The sequence below is a fragment of the Syntrophomonas wolfei subsp. methylbutyratica genome, from assembly GCF_001570625.1.
GTDB classification, from domain to species: domain Bacteria; phylum Bacillota; class Syntrophomonadia; order Syntrophomonadales; family Syntrophomonadaceae; genus Syntrophomonas; species Syntrophomonas methylbutyratica.
In genome coordinates this window covers 157,774-171,968 of the sequence record NZ_BBQT01000004.1, presented here as the reverse complement: position 1 = coordinate 171,968, position 14,195 = coordinate 157,774, and the positions used below count along the sequence as shown (strand labels likewise).

Below are 14,195 nucleotides of genomic sequence, written 5' to 3'. Positions count from 1 at the left end.
AAGAAAAGTAAGGAGTAAGGTGTAGGGGTTACCGTGTTAAAAGCGTGTCAAAAGGACCGTCCCCCTTGACATCCTATTATATATCAATATCCTTGTCTTGCCCAGTCGAAAAGTCCCTGAGTTTGCCAGACATAGGCATATTGTCCGCAGGGTAAACTAATCGAAAAGTAAAGGAGCGATCTGCTTGTTGAGGAAGAATAAGTGTCTGGCAATCCTAGTCTCTATCTTGCTTGTTTGTTTCCTGGCCTTTGTCGGCGGCTGCCAGAAGCAAGCACAAAAGCCGGCCCCCAAACCCTTAAAATCAGTAAAAATGGCTCGCGAGGTAAGTAAATATAAGACAGAACCAAATATCACTCTATTTCGAAAAGCTACCGGAGAAAAACAGAATTTAAAACTGGAAGAGTACCTGAAAGGGGTTGTGGCAGCAGAAATCGGACCTAAATATCCCCCGGAAGCACTGAAAGCCCAAGCGATTGTAGCTCGAACCATGACCCTGGCCCTTCTGGAATATGAAAACGGCACTCGGCAAAAGCATAATACCGATGCCAGTGATGACCATACAGAATTTCAAGCCTACGATGAAAAGAAAATTACCCCGGCTATCTCCAAAGCGGTAAATGCCACCCGGGGTCAGGTTCTTACCTATAATGGCAAGTTCGTTTATGCTCTCTTCCACTCTCTATCCAAAGACAAGACCGCCAGCATAAGCGAAGGCTTTCCGAAATTAAAGAATAAAGCCTCAGCCTATATCGTTCCAGTAAAGACCAATGGTATGAAATATGCCCCGGCTAAATACAAAAGCTGGACAGTAAAAGTGCCCCGCTGGGAAGTGAAAAATATTATGGGGGCTAAAGCCGGTCCTTTGGATGATATAAGAATCAGCAAGAGAGGTCCTTCCGGCCGTGCTCTGACCATAAGCGCCGGCAAGACTTCCATGCCTGCTGCCATGCTCCGCGAGAAAATAGGCTTTGACCGCTTGTATTCCACGGTATTAAGCAGTGTTAAGGCAGAGGGCAATAATATCGTCTTTAAAGGCAGCGGCTGGGGTCACGGCTGCGGGATGGAACAATGGGGAGCTTATACCATGGCCAAGGAAGGTAAAAAGGCCAAGCAAATCGTGGGACAGTATTTCCCCGGCACCCGTTTGACCACACTTTATAAATAAAAATATTTAACCGGCCTGGGACACGGGGACAGGTCCCTTGTCCCCGTGAATTTTCGCTAACCCCCCAGGGCCCGGCACTCAGTGTCAATTATATCTATTTAACTCGAAGTAATTTTGCCCAAGTGCCGGGCCACAACCTCCGATGAGTTAGCGCTCCTTCTAATCACCGACATTCTCCGTCTTCCGTCCTCCGTTTTCCACCCTCCGTTTTCTGTCTTCCGTCTTCCGTCTTAAATGCTGCTCCCCGCTGCGGGCCTCATTGACGGCCGCCACATAAATGCCCAGGAGGATGAGGACTCCACCTATCATTTGGTACCAGAGCAAGAGCTCGCCAAAGACCAAAAAAGCAAGTATACTGGCTCCCACTGATTCTCCCAGTATTGATACTGCCACAATGGGAGCCTTTACATATTTTAAAGCCCAGTTGAGAATCCCGTGGCCAGCCAGGCCCGGTCCCAGGGCCAGCAATAAAAACAAAATCCATTCCCGTGGGGGATAGGAAACCAAAGGCAAGCCAGCCAGGGCCGAAGCCGGGAGCAATACCAGAACCGCCACCAGCGCTACCATAGAGGTATAAGGCCAAACATCTACCCGCACCCGCACATAGCGTCCGATGATAAAATAAACGGCAACAAAAAAACCACTCAGCAAAGCCAGCATATCTCCATAAATTCGTCCTGAACCCAGGTCACCGCCGGCAATGAGGCTGCTGCCCAAAACGGCTACTATTATACCGGCTATCACCTGCTGTTTCATCTTTTCCCGGAGAATAAAAATGGAAAAAAGCAAAACAAAAATCACCTGCAGGTTGGTAAAAAGCACCGAACTGGGAATGCTGGTATAGTTGAGGGAGCTGATCCAGAAGGCAAAATGCAGGGCCAGGAAGAACCCCGCTATTATAATTAGAATAAAATCCCGGCGGGGCATCTTCTTGATATTGGGAAAGATATCCCGGCTTCCCAGCAGGGCTGCCAGGCCAGCAGTGAAAACTACGCGATAGAGGGCAATTATCATGGCGGGCGCGGCGGAAAACCTTATAATAATAGATGATGTGGCCATACAGAGCACGGAAAAGAAAATCAAAAGATATATAAAAACCGGTCTCATGCCCCAACTCCCAGATACGACTGTATTACCCTTTCATCATTTTTTATTTCCTCCGGTGGACCCTCGGCAATCTTTCTTCCGTAATCCAGCACAGCGATACGCTCACATATAGTCATCACCAGGCTCATATCATGCTCCACCAACAAAATAGTAAGCTTCATTTCCTGCCTGATTTGCTCAATAAATTTCATCAGCTCGACCTTTTCCCCGCTGTTCATCCCGGCGGCAGGCTCGTCCAGCAATAATAAACTGGGCTTTAATGCCAGGGCCCGGGCAATCTCCAGCCGCCTTTGCTCCCCATAGGCCAGGTTATCGGCATATTCCATCTTCTTATCATAAAGACCTACCAGCTCCAGCAATTCCTCAGCCCGGCTCTTAATCTCCTTTTCTTCCCGCAGCATGGAGGGCAGTCCCAGGAGGCTTTTAAAGAAACCGCTGCGGCTGATGCCGTGGCTGCCGACCCGCACATTGTCCAGAACCGAAAGCTTATTAAAAAGACGAATATTTTGAAAAGTCCGCCCTATGCCCAAGCGCGCGATATTATGGGTGGCCATCCGGTTGATCCTGCGTTCCTTAAAAATCAAATCGCCTTCACTGGGAACATATATACCGGTGATAATATTAAACAGAGTGGTTTTACCCGCCCCATTAGGGCCGATAATACCGAAAATCTCCCCTTCTTCCACCACCATATTCACCCCATCCAGGGCCCTCAAACCTCCGAACTCCTGGCTGATTCCTTCCAGGGTCAAGACTGGCATGTTTTCACCTCTTTTCGCCCCCAGCGCTTTTTAAGGTCATATATGCGGACATCGCCTAAAATCCCATTGGGACGGAAAATCATCAGAATCACCAAGAGGGCTCCGTAGAAGAGAAGCCGGTATTCCGCCACAATACGCAGCATTTCCGGGGCCAGGGTAAGTATAAAAGAACCCAGAATGGTACCGGGAATGCTCCCCATTCCACCCAGTATAACCATGTTTAAAAGCTCAATCGACTTCATAAAGCCGAAATCCTGCGGATTAATATAATACATATAATGAGAGTACAGGCCTCCCCCCAGGCCGCCTAAAAAAGAACCGGCAGTAAAGGCCAGTATTTTTAAGCGAGTGGTGTCAATCCCGGTCGATGCAGCGGCTATCTCGTTTTCCCTGATGGCATAAAAGGCCCGCCCCATACGGGATTTTAACAAACGGGTATTAAGGGCGATAATGAGCAGAGCAATAAGCCACACGGTAATGAAGTTAGTGTGCTGGGGAATACCCGATAATCCCACTGCTTTGCCTCCGGGTTCAAAATTAAGAAAAAATACCCGTATGATTTCGGCAAAACCGATAGTAACCATAGCCAGGTAGTCGCCTTCCAGACGCAGGGTGGGTATGCCGATCAAAAAGCCAAAAAACGCCGCTACCGCAGCCCCGGCAAGTAGTGCCATGAGATAGGAAAAGCCAAATTGCATGGAAAGAATGGCCGAGGTATAAGCGCCAATACTCATAAATCCGGCATGGCCCATGGATAACTGGCCGGTAACACCGGTAATCAGGTTCAAGCCCAGGGCCAGGATAATATTTATTCCCAGCAAAATCATTATGCGCAGGTAATAGGGATCAATGTATTGGGTTATTGCTGCATCCAGACCATTCACTATTACACCTTCTTCGATATCTTCTGCCCCATCAAGCCCTGGGGACGAATCAATAAAACCAGAATTAACATGCCGAAAGCAATAGCATCCTTATAGGAGGAGGAAAGGTAGGCCACCCCCATTATTTCCATTATCCCCAGGCTCAAACCACCGATCATCGCTCCCGGTATGGAGCCGATTCCCCCCATCACCGCTGCCGCAAAGGCTTTTAAGCCGGCCATCATTCCCATATAGGGCCAAACCGCGTTGTAATACACCCCTACCATTACCCCCCCGGCAGCTGCCAGAGCCGATCCTACGGCAAAGGTGAAAGAAATAACCCGGTTGACATTAATCCCCATCAGATAGGAAGCGTCCAGATCCTGCGAACAGGCCCGCATAGCTTTGCCTATACGGGTCTTCTGCACCATGAATTGCAGGCCGATCATTAACAGAGCCGAAACCGCCAGAATGAGTATCTGCATTAGGGAAAGATCCAGGGAGCCCAGATGGTAAGACTGATGGGCAATCACTTCCGGGTAGCGATGGGTATTGGTTCCAGCCATCAGGGCCATCAGGGTGGAAAGAAAAATAGATACTCCAATCGCACTGATCAGTGCCGAAAGGCGGGAGGACTTGCCCCGGAGGGGGCGATAGGCGATTCTTTCAACCAAAATCCCCAAGAGCATGCAGAAAAGCATGGCTGCCAGCATAGCTGCTATCAAGTTGAAACCGAAGAATGAAACCAGAATAAGCCCGGCAAAAGCTCCAAACATATAAATCTCACCATGGGCAAAATTAATCAGTTGGACTATTCCGTAAACCATGGTATAACCCAGGGCAATCAAGGCATAGGTGCTTCCCAGGGTCAGACCGTTCAGCAATTGTTCCCAGAACATAAATTTCCTCCCTGACGCTTGGCGCGATTATTGTTGTAAATTTTTTAGGGTTATTGTAAAAAAGTCCCTCAGGGCCTTTTTACAATACCCCTAAAAGTTAGGTGATAGCCTGCCCAGAGGGCGGGCTATCACTGCACTCCATTATTTATTCAGGCTTACTGAACTTTTACTGGAATCTTTTCCAGGAGGAAGAATTCTCCGTCTTTAACCGTAATGAGACAAATCGGGCTCTTTATTGGTTCCCGATCGGCCCTGAAGGTAGTGTTTCCAGATACTCCCGGATAATCCTTTAACCTGGCCAGTTCGTCCTTAAACACTGCAGGGTCGGTGCTCTTGGCATCGGTCATGGCTTTGGCCAGGATCATAACTGCATCATAATACTGGGCGGAGAACATATCCGGTTGTTCCTTAAATCTTTCTACATACTTTTTGATAAAAGCGTCTGTCTCGGGACTGGGCTGATCACTGCTGAAGCCGCAATAGTATATTACCTTTTCTTCCACCGCATCTTTGCCCAGTTTAATCAAGTCGTGTCCATAAAGGCCATCCCCACCTAAGAGGGTGATATCCAATCCCTGTTTTTTGGCTTCATTTTGCAACAGGGCTGCTTCACGGTAGTAGCCGGTAAATACCAGAACATCCGCCCCGGCATTCTTCAGTTTGGTAATCTGGGCGGTGAAATCCGTTTCCCCATTATTTATGGTATCTTCAATTACAATCTTCCCGCCTTTGGCCTTGATGGCTTCCTGGAAAACCGGGGTCAGGGCGGTGCTATAGCCAATATTAAGCGAAGTTATTATGGCAAAGTTCTTCCATCCCTTGCTGTTCATCATCCAATCAACCACGGAAGGAACGGCGAATTGGTCCAAAAGGGTGTTGCGGAATACATAATCCCCAATTTCTACCACACCGGTGCCCGTAGCCCCGGCGGAAAATATAACTACTTTGTTCTTTTGAGCTATATCAGCAGCTACTTTGGTTAGACCGGTACAGGGATCACCCACCATGGCCACAACTTTATCCCTGGTAATGTATTTGGTGGCAATCAGAGCTATTTCTGAATTTTCACCTTTATTATCTTCATAGACCCCTTCTACCTTCTTACCTAATATACCACCCTGGGCGTTCAAATCATCAATAGCCATTTCCATTCCCTTTTTACCGGGAATGCCATAGTTGGCCACATCACCGGTAGTTGCTCCCAGGAAACCCAGTTTGATTGCTTCTTCCTGGCTCTTGTCCGCATCCTTATTGCCCTCGGCTGCTTCCTTGTTGCTGCTGCAGCCGGCGAGCAACGCCACGGCCAGTAGCAGGCAGAGCAGCATGGCCCATCTCGATTTTCTTCCCCTTATCAATTTTTTACCTCCCTTTATCATCATTTCATAATTATTACTAAAATTCGAGTTTTCTCACCTCCAAAATCAAAAAATGCACCAACTTTATATATTCCTTTCCCCGGCTCAAAATCCTGCACGAGCAGGAAAAAAAGCTGAAAAGCCAGAATCTTGCAATATTGTTGAAGGATTTTTAAATATCGGCAGCAGTAAAAGCCGAGAGAGGAATATCGCGGTAATCATCGGCCTGTAAGAAAAGCTGAACCCGGGGATCAAAGCGGTACTCGTCCATTAGCCTTTTAAACATCAAATCAAAACTGCTCAAAGCTCCGCTTCCGTTGCTGTTGATGAGTCCTTCTTGTTCGGCAAAGAGCTGGGTGGCCGCCGACCCGCTCCAGCAGATGGAATAGATCAGCTGCTCGCTATCCCCCATCAACTGGCAACAGATATAAAAACGGCAGATGAGAGAGCGCCAGGGGTAAATACTGCAGATATTATCCCGTAAAAATATGCAGGGATTGGGCTTCATCCGAATAATTCCCGCTTCCAATTTCTCCGCATCAAAAAAGTCAGCGGAGAGGAATTCCTTATAAGTCAAGTGCAAATGAGCGGCCATCTTTTTAAAGGAAATAAAATCGGGAATTACATAAGCCGTCTGGCAGCAATTATGCAAGCACCCCCGGCAAGCAGCGTGGTTATCGGCGGCATAGGATTTGAACAGCTCGCTGTCATCACAGAGAGGTTGCCAGAGATCCAGCAAATCCTGAATACTGGCTTCTCCTCCTATTCTAATGCCTACCGCCGGTCTTCCCTGTTCCGTTCCGCTATATAGTTCCAGCTTCTTCACGAGTTACCCTCCACAAAACATGACAAGTTTTACTTCTACTGCAAAAAGTATAAATATGCATTTCCTTGCATAAATATTCCGCTCAGCAACCTAAATAGCGACCGAAGGGAGCATCAGGCGTACCCGACAGGGTGCAACCTAAATAGCGACCACAGAGAGCATCAGAAGTGCCCGCAGGGTGCAGGGTGAAGCATCCATGCTTCGCCAACGCTCGCTTTGCATATTTATGCAACCCTATGCAACAAAAAGGGGTTTTTGCAGAGTCATTCGCAGACTATAAATTTACCGCATTACTACTTAGCCCAAGCCTTTTATGGCATTACGGGCCAACTGGTCACAGCGTTCATTCCACCTGTCGCCGGAATGACCTTTAACCTTTTCTACTCGTACCCGATTCTTTCGCAGCAAGGGAATAAGTGCTTTCCATAGATCCTGGTTGGCCACGTCCTCTTTTTTGCTGTTCTTCCAGCCATTCCTTTGCCAATTCTCCAGCCAACCCTTTTGAATTGCATTTATAAAATAGGCGCTGTCGGAATGAACCCTGATCTCCCAACCGCTGCCCTTTATAGCCTTCAAAGCTTCTATTACCGCCATCAATTCCATACGCTGGTTGGTGGTATCAGCTTCAGCCCCGGCAATTTCTTTTTGATGCTCTCCATATATAAGTACGGCTCCCCAGCCTCCCGGTCCCGGGTTTCCCGAACAAGCCCCATCAGTGTAAATTATTATCTCTTTCATTTTCTACTCCATTTCATGCCGGGGATTGGCATTTACTCTCTCCACCGCATCAGCCACGGCAACCAGCAGCTTTATCTTTAATTCTTTTTCTAAAAAAGCGGCTTTGGAGATGGTTTCGCCTTTGTTACTGGCCACATAACGAGGTTTCATCTTGTTCAAAGCTAGCGCACAGACATCAGCCACACAGCGGTCACAACGGCATATTCCCGGGCGGTGCTCCATTATTTCCTTAAAGCATTCCCACACCAGTTCCTCCACGATATTAATAACCTTCATATCGCCTATATCCACGCGGCCCACCTGCTATTCCAATATTTGTGGCAATTCCCGCAAATTCCTACCGGATAATCGGCCTCAGGAACTTTCCACCCAGTCCCGGGGCCAAGCATATAGCGGTCATATCCGTTTTTACTCTTAATTGCCCTATTTTACTATTTCTACATAAAAAAAGATTCCCCTTTAAGGGAATCAAGCTTCCGCAATTTTTTTATCGCTGCTATCAGATTGCTTGACGAAGGATTTTACATCCCCATCCAGCAAAGCCTCGTTATCCTTTTGCCTTTCTTTATTCATGGCCCGAGCTTTATTTTTAAGTTGCTGCTGGTTATCAGTGGCATAAAAACCTGAACCTTTGAAGACAATGGCTACATTTTTACTTATCAACCTTTGCACCTTGCCTCCACAACTGGGGCACTCGCTCAGTGCTTCTTCCGTAATTTTCTGCATCTTTTCAAAACAGCCGCAGTTTTCACAGCGATAGTCATAAACCGGCATTTACATCATCCTCCATCAAATATGAATTTTAGCAAAACATCACTATCTACCGCTCCAAAAAATATTTTACACATACTACCTCTGCTTGACAAGCGAGCGGGGTTACACATTAATCAGGCTAAAATAAATAATAACCGCCATTACTCCGTTCCATACCCCATGGGCCAGCATAGTAACCAGGATGCTCCCGGTTTTTTCATAAAAATAGCAGAGTACGGCACCACCTACCGCCAGTGGTATAGTACGCCAAAAATCCCAATGGGCCAGGCCAAAAATCAAACCCGCTGCAATTGCTCCCCATAGAGGGCCAAGGTAGCCCCTTACCACCGGGTATATCATTCCCCGGTAAAAGAGTTCTTCGGAAACCGGTGCCAGCACTGCCCCCATTAGCAGCAAAATTATGAACTCAGAACCGCCTTGAACCGAACGGAGCATCTCTTCAAAAACCTGGGGCCTTATATCGGGCTGCAGGTAATTGATGGGTAGTCCCAGCAACAGTACCAGCAACATTAATAGTAAGCCACCCATAATTCCATAACGCCAGTAGTTGCTCCAGCTGGTATTTTTAAGACCCAGGTCATTCAAGCCGGCATTATTAACAAAAACACTTAGAAAAAGAACCAATAAAACTGTAACCAGAAATTGAAAAATATAAGCTACCGCAAAAAAAGCCATTTCTGTCTGCGGCATCCCTATGGCCAGCATTAAAAAGGCTATTTCTTCACTACAAAAACTAAACAGCAAGCCGGAGAACAATATTCCCAAATACACCAGTATTGGCTCCAACCAGTTCCACTTAAGCTGCTGTCCATTAATCCCTTCCAAGAAAATCCCCCTTTCCATTCTCTTTAATTATACATCTTATTTTTTCGCTGCTTTAAGGAAAAACTATTAAAGCGAAGGAGGTTGACAAGTTTTGAGTCCAATACTTTATATTTTTCTTTTAACCCTGGTGGTGGCACTTATGCTCTACTGGGTAATTTCCAGCCTGGATACACGCCAAAAAAATGAAGAACGGGAAGAAATCGATTTTCACCTGGAGACCGCTCAGGAATTGTTCAAATACCTGGAACCAGAAGAGGAAACCAGTAATGTACTCCATTTAAGCTCTCATCCCGGTTATATCCTGGCTTACTGGAGAATTAATCCTAAGCGTTGGAAACAGCTTGAAGAAAAATATGGTCCTAATATTGGGGTAAATTCATTGGCTATACGATTACACGAATCCGGTTCCAGCTCAAATACCCTTGAATTACCCGTAGAGGAACTGGACGGGACCTGCTACTTCAAATCCAGTTCCCAGCTTAGTTATTATGGGATTATTGGCATACAAAAGAACGATAATTTTATTCCCCTTATGCTCTCCAATCCCGTTTTTTCCAATGATGGGGCTGAAGTGGATTAATTATATCCACCAAAGGTTAATGAGTACCAGCAGGGAATAGGTAAAAAATAAGAGGGCACTGCTTCTTTCCATTTTCCAGTTGAAGACTTCTTTTAGCACTTTTTGTCCCTGGAAAAAACGCTTGAAGGCTAATCCAAGAACGAGTAAATGAAGCAGTTCAAAGGTGGCAAAAAGCACCGTAAAACCAAGCATAACGGGATTGGCTACTATCAAGATTACCAGTAAAAAGTAGCTTGCTTCCAATAGAAGGGATAAAAGAAGCATCATCCATATGCGGACCTGGCTCTTGGCTCCCTTCTCTATCATCCAATTAGCCAAAGAGTTAAGCAGATCCAGTTCAAAGCTCTCCGGATTACCTTTGATGATTTTAATGAAGTAAACGGAATAAAGTAAAAAGATACTTAAGGCCAAGAAGCCTAGAGTTATTTCCATTCCCTTCACAACCTTCCTCTTGCTGCCAACACCAGCCTGATTGGGACGCATTTCGCCTCGTATAAAAATATATACCAGGGAGGAAGCAAGAGCAAGGAAAACGAGATAGAAAAAAATAAGCCCCCTTAACAGGGGGCTCTCAAAACGCATTATAAAACAGGCTATACTGCAAAACCCCTTTTTTGTTGCATGGGGTTGCATAAATATGCAAAGCGAGCGTTGGCGAAGCATGGATGCTTCACCCTGTGGGTACTCCTGATGTTCCATCCTTCGGATGTTACTATTAAGGTTGCACCGGCTAAGACGAGCAGGCGAAAGGGGGCGAGCGCCAGGATGTCGCAAGCGCGCTAACTCCCATGGACGGGAGATTGGCGCGGTACCCCTTGAGCCGCGGGACAAGCCGTTGGTGTTGCCCATGCGTAGCGCCCTGTCGGGCACAACTGATGCTCCCTGCGGTCGCTATTAAGGACGCTGGAGCGGAATATTTATGCAAGCAGAATAATATTATGTCTTTTGCAGTACCAAAATATTTTTAAGCAAGGGCATCATTTAGCTCTTTGACTATCTGGTGCAAATCGGCCACCATAGAATAGTCAGCCATTTGGTGTATATAAGCATTTTCATCGGAATTGACCGCCACAATCACCCGGGCATCACGGATGCCCACCGTAAACTGCACCTGTCCGGAAATACCCAGCAAAACAGCCAGATCCGGCTGGCACTTCTTGCCAGAGAGCCCAATGACCCTGTCTTCAGGCAGCCATTTCTTATCTGTAGCCAGCGGTTTGGAACAGGCCAGTTCTCCTCCGAGCTTCTGCGCCAGGCTTTCCACCGCAGCCAGGTCTTCCTGGCTGTTCAAGCCCTGTCCTGCCACCACCAGCACCGGAGCTTCTTCTATATTTGCACTGCTGCTGTCCTTGGCCTGGAATTCCAGTAATTTAATCCGGGAAGGTGGGACTTCCACTTGCAGTTCATCAATACTGCCGCCATCCCGATCCGGAGCCGGGGCAAAAGCCCGCGGCACTATAGCCAGCACCTGCTTTTCCCCATCTATATACTGGGTGGCTACGGTAGCCCCGCCCAGCGCATTACGCTGGCAATGAATCTGCTCCCCTTCCACCTTGACTGCGGAAATATCCGTCAGGCAACCCGCTCCCAGAACCTGGGCCAGACGCCCGGCCAGTTCGCGGCCCCGGCGGTCAGAGGATAGCAATACTATGGAACAGTCCAGCTTCCCGCAAGCCTCTTTTAAGGCCACCGCCACATTGGCGGCATCAGCCGGAAGCACTGCCGGGTTTTCTATTTGATATACCCTGGCTCCGGCAGCCGATAAGAGCTGGCATTGTCTGGCATTGTTTATACAAGCCGCCTTTACTTCCCAACCCCGAGCATCAGCAATTAAACCGGCCACAGTCAATAATTCTCGAGCCAGCTTGTCTTTATCACTATAAATTAATATTCCTGCCATCTCTGCTACCTCCCGATCAGGTTTTCGCCCTTAAGGGCCGCTACCAGTTCGTCAACACTCTTGACGGCTACCCGTTTGCGGTCACTCTCGGGAGCCAGGTTGCTTTCGGTCTTTACCGGGCAGATCTCACCCAGGTCCAAAGCTAAATCACTTAGGTCCAGAATTTCCTTAGGTTTTTTCCCGGCTTTTAGTATCTGGGTTACGGAAGCTATGCGCGGCTCATTAATCCCGGAAATGACCGTTATCACCGCTGGCAGTCCTATTTCCACCAACTCCTTACCGTCTTCCAGGGAACGGCTTACCCGCAAGCTTTCTCCTTGAACCTCAATAGCGGAAGCATAACCCACCTGAGGCAGGCCCAGGATTTCCGCCACTCGCGAGCCTACCTGGCCGGAATAGTTGTCTCCGCTGCCCTCGCCAAAGATAATCAAGTCTATCTTCTCTATGCGCTGGATGGCTGCAGCCAGTATTTTGGCTATTTCCGCACTGCCCATCTCATCCAGCTTATCATCGATGATGAGCAGAGCTTCATCTGCTCCGGCGGCCAAAGCTTCCTTGGCCGTATCTTCCAGTTCCTCGTTACCGGCGGAAAGCAAGACCACCTTCCCCCCCTGGGCTTCTTTAATCTGCACCGCAGCCTCCAGGGCGTTCTTGTCTATAGCCCCCATGGTCCAGGGGATATCTTCCAATACGGGCTGCCGGTTACGAATCCTTATTTGCTGCAAATCAGGTATTTGTTTCATAGCTACTACAACATTCATCCTTCTATCCCCCTACTATATTTCTTAGCCGAAGCGAAATTGTACTCCGCTTCCGCCGCCGGGATAATTCCATTCCAAGACCTCGGTACCGCAAGCCAGGCGGCAAGTGCCGCATTCCAGGCATCCATCAATGGTAAATTCAACGGCACCCTCGGAATTTTCGCTGTAAAGCCCGGCCGGGCATACCAGAACCGCCCGTTTCAAGCGTGCATCTTTCTCCATACCTGGCCTGATCTTTATATGAGCTTCTTTATCGGCTTTAAAAACATCCAATCCCAGCTTGGCTTTCAATCCTAATATTTCACTCATATTTTCATCACCTTCCTCGCATCCCCCAACATCGACCACAACTCGCTAAAGCCAAGGTATTGCTTTATAGTCGGGTAGAGCCGATTCTTGGGGCCGGCAGGAACAGCATATATATCCCGCATCATATTTCCCAACATTTCCGGGTAATGTTGGAATAAGCGGGGATTTTCCAGAGCGTGAGGTGCTTTCTGGAAATTCTTGAAGTCTTCCATAACAAAACTTTGCCCCAGGAGTTCCTGGTATACTGCCAGTCCCCGGGCACTAAAGTCTTCCGCCTTTTTGGCCGCAAGCACAGCCTGAGCCGCATAATAACCGGAGGCCAGGGCATATTCCATGCCTCTAACTGTAACCCCGATGTTCATGGAAAAACCAGCGGCATCACCGGCCAGTAGAATACCATCCCCGAAAAGTTTGCTCATGGCTTGGTAGCCTCCTTCCGGAATGGCATGGGCGGAATACTCCACGGTCTCCCCGCCTCTTATTAAAACCGCTATTTCCGGGCGTTGTTTAAATTCGTCCAAGAGCAAGGGAGCCTGTACGGCCGGCTGGCCTTGCATCAAATCCTTGATGCCCACCACTATGCCCAGGCTGATACTATCCTTATTGGTATAAAGAAAGCCTCCGCCGAACTTGCCCCGGGTTACCTCTCCCATAAACATACGGGCCAGGCCTTCATTGCCCTCCAGGCCAAAGCGCTCATTAATAAGCTTCTGGTCCAACTCAATGATTTCCTTGAAGCCCACGGCATAATCTTCCGGCTTACCCGGCTGGCGCAGGCCGGCTTTTTCCGCTACCAGGGACAGTACACCATCACAAGCAATTACTACATCAGCATAGAGCTCATCCCCTCCGGCTACTACCCCGCTTACCCGGCCATCCACTTTTATCAAATCATCCACCCGGGTCTTGTCCACCAGCATGGCTCCTTTTCTTTCCGCCTGTTTGGCCAACCAGCGGTCAAACCTGGCTCTAAGGATGCTGTAGCTCTGGTAGGGCTCCTGGCGCAGCTCGTCTCCTTCATAATTAATGGTCACCGAGCGCTCCCGGCTCATTATAGTTACTCCTTCATGGCTGATAAATCGCTCCAGGGGTGCTTTTTTCCACAAATCAGGAAATAACTCGCGGACCGGGTTAAGATAGAGACGCCCGCCGGTCACATTCTTGGCTCCGGGGTAGTCACCCCTTTCCAGTACCAGTACCTCCAGGCCTTCCCCGGCCAGGGTATAGGCTGCCGCCAGACCTGCCAGACCGGCTCCCACTATGATTACATCGAATTTCTCCATATAAGCTTCACCTCCTGGGGTTTCCGTATTTATCTCCCCGAATAAAGGA

At 48.1% G+C, this 14,195-nt stretch carries 17 protein-coding genes; 2 read left to right on the top strand and 15 right to left on the bottom strand.

Features of this window, described 5'->3' with window-relative positions; genetic code table 11:
• Positions 1 to 187 precede the first annotated feature (187 nt).
• Entirely contained in the window at positions 188 to 1,165 is a 978-nt protein-coding gene (locus tag AWB54_RS05245; RefSeq protein WP_235811097.1) for a SpoIID/LytB domain-containing protein, read from the top strand.
• A 159-nt stretch (positions 1,166 to 1,324) separates the two neighbouring features.
• Here the strand turns inward: AWB54_RS05245 and AWB54_RS05240 are convergent, their stop codons facing one another.
• The 10 genes from AWB54_RS05240 to AWB54_RS05195 all read right to left on the bottom strand — a co-directional run bounded on the left by AWB54_RS05240 (position 1,325) and on the right by AWB54_RS05195 (position 9,313).
• Positions 1,325 to 2,272, bottom strand: coding sequence for a DMT family transporter (locus AWB54_RS05240; protein ID WP_235811096.1), 948 nt, complete (start codon positions 2,270 to 2,272; stop codon positions 1,325 to 1,327).
• On the bottom strand, positions 2,269 to 3,033 hold the full coding sequence (locus AWB54_RS05235; RefSeq protein ID WP_061213560.1) for an ABC transporter ATP-binding protein: 765 nt from the start codon (positions 3,031 to 3,033) through the stop codon (positions 2,269 to 2,271). The genes AWB54_RS05240 and AWB54_RS05235 overlap by 4 nt, the downstream gene beginning before the upstream one ends.
• Positions 3,021 to 3,917 (bottom strand): branched-chain amino acid ABC transporter permease, encoded by an 897-nt coding sequence (locus tag AWB54_RS05230; RefSeq protein WP_174520057.1) that lies wholly within the window; start codon positions 3,915 to 3,917, stop codon positions 3,021 to 3,023. The genes AWB54_RS05235 and AWB54_RS05230 overlap by 13 nt, the downstream gene beginning before the upstream one ends.
• Before the next feature lie 2 nt (positions 3,918 to 3,919).
• Positions 3,920 to 4,795 (bottom strand): branched-chain amino acid ABC transporter permease, encoded by an 876-nt coding sequence (locus tag AWB54_RS05225; RefSeq protein WP_061213559.1) that lies wholly within the window; start codon positions 4,793 to 4,795, stop codon positions 3,920 to 3,922.
• Between the two features lie 155 nt (positions 4,796 to 4,950).
• Positions 4,951 to 6,150 (bottom strand): ABC transporter substrate-binding protein, encoded by a 1,200-nt coding sequence (locus AWB54_RS05220; RefSeq protein ID WP_082736036.1) that lies wholly within the window; start codon positions 6,148 to 6,150, stop codon positions 4,951 to 4,953.
• A gap of 172 nt (positions 6,151 to 6,322) precedes the next feature.
• Positions 6,323 to 6,976 (bottom strand): YkgJ family cysteine cluster protein, encoded by a 654-nt coding sequence (locus AWB54_RS05215; protein ID WP_061213558.1) that lies wholly within the window; start codon positions 6,974 to 6,976, stop codon positions 6,323 to 6,325.
• A 297-nt stretch (positions 6,977 to 7,273) separates the two neighbouring features.
• The gene (rnhA, locus tag AWB54_RS05210) at positions 7,274 to 7,714 is read right to left on the bottom strand and encodes a ribonuclease HI (RefSeq protein ID WP_061213557.1); all 441 of its coding nucleotides are present in this window, start codon (positions 7,712 to 7,714) and stop codon (positions 7,274 to 7,276) included.
• A 3-nt stretch (positions 7,715 to 7,717) separates the two neighbouring features.
• Complete coding sequence (locus AWB54_RS05205; RefSeq protein WP_061213556.1) at positions 7,718 to 8,005, bottom strand: late competence development ComFB family protein; 288 nt, start codon at positions 8,003 to 8,005, stop codon at positions 7,718 to 7,720.
• Between the two features lie 177 nt (positions 8,006 to 8,182).
• The gene (locus AWB54_RS05200; RefSeq protein ID WP_061213555.1) at positions 8,183 to 8,488 is read right to left on the bottom strand and encodes an FmdB family zinc ribbon protein; all 306 of its coding nucleotides are present in this window, start codon (positions 8,486 to 8,488) and stop codon (positions 8,183 to 8,185) included.
• A gap of 102 nt (positions 8,489 to 8,590) precedes the next feature.
• Positions 8,591 to 9,313 (bottom strand): CPBP family intramembrane glutamic endopeptidase, encoded by a 723-nt coding sequence (locus AWB54_RS05195; protein ID WP_061213554.1) that lies wholly within the window; start codon positions 9,311 to 9,313, stop codon positions 8,591 to 8,593.
• Positions 9,314 to 9,404: 91 nt separating this feature from the next.
• Between AWB54_RS05195 and AWB54_RS05190 the strand changes: the two genes are divergently transcribed.
• Positions 9,405 to 9,893: a hypothetical protein gene (locus AWB54_RS05190; protein ID WP_061213553.1), complete on the top strand. Its 489-nt coding sequence runs from the start codon at positions 9,405 to 9,407 to the stop codon at positions 9,891 to 9,893.
• Here AWB54_RS05190 and AWB54_RS05185 read toward each other — a convergent pair whose 3' ends face one another.
• The 5 genes from AWB54_RS05185 to AWB54_RS05165 form a co-directional block, all read right to left on the bottom strand.
• Complete coding sequence (locus AWB54_RS05185; protein WP_153014666.1) at positions 9,894 to 10,325, bottom strand: hypothetical protein; 432 nt, start codon at positions 10,323 to 10,325, stop codon at positions 9,894 to 9,896.
• Positions 10,326 to 10,857: 532 nt separating this feature from the next.
• Complete coding sequence (locus tag AWB54_RS05180) at positions 10,858 to 11,793, bottom strand: electron transfer flavoprotein subunit alpha/FixB family protein (RefSeq protein ID WP_061213551.1); 936 nt, start codon at positions 11,791 to 11,793, stop codon at positions 10,858 to 10,860.
• A gap of 5 nt (positions 11,794 to 11,798) precedes the next feature.
• Positions 11,799 to 12,554 carry an electron transfer flavoprotein subunit beta/FixA family protein gene (locus AWB54_RS05175; protein WP_061213550.1) on the bottom strand — a complete coding sequence of 252 codons (756 nt, stop codon included), beginning with the start codon at positions 12,552 to 12,554 and terminating at the stop codon, positions 11,799 to 11,801.
• Positions 12,555 to 12,578: 24 nt separating this feature from the next.
• Positions 12,579 to 12,863: a ferredoxin family protein gene (locus AWB54_RS05170; protein WP_061213549.1), complete on the bottom strand. Its 285-nt coding sequence runs from the start codon at positions 12,861 to 12,863 to the stop codon at positions 12,579 to 12,581.
• Entirely contained in the window at positions 12,860 to 14,146 is a 1,287-nt protein-coding gene (locus AWB54_RS05165; protein ID WP_061213548.1) for an FAD-dependent oxidoreductase, read from the bottom strand. The genes AWB54_RS05170 and AWB54_RS05165 overlap by 4 nt, the downstream gene beginning before the upstream one ends.
• Between the last annotated feature and the right edge of the window lie 49 nt (positions 14,147 to 14,195).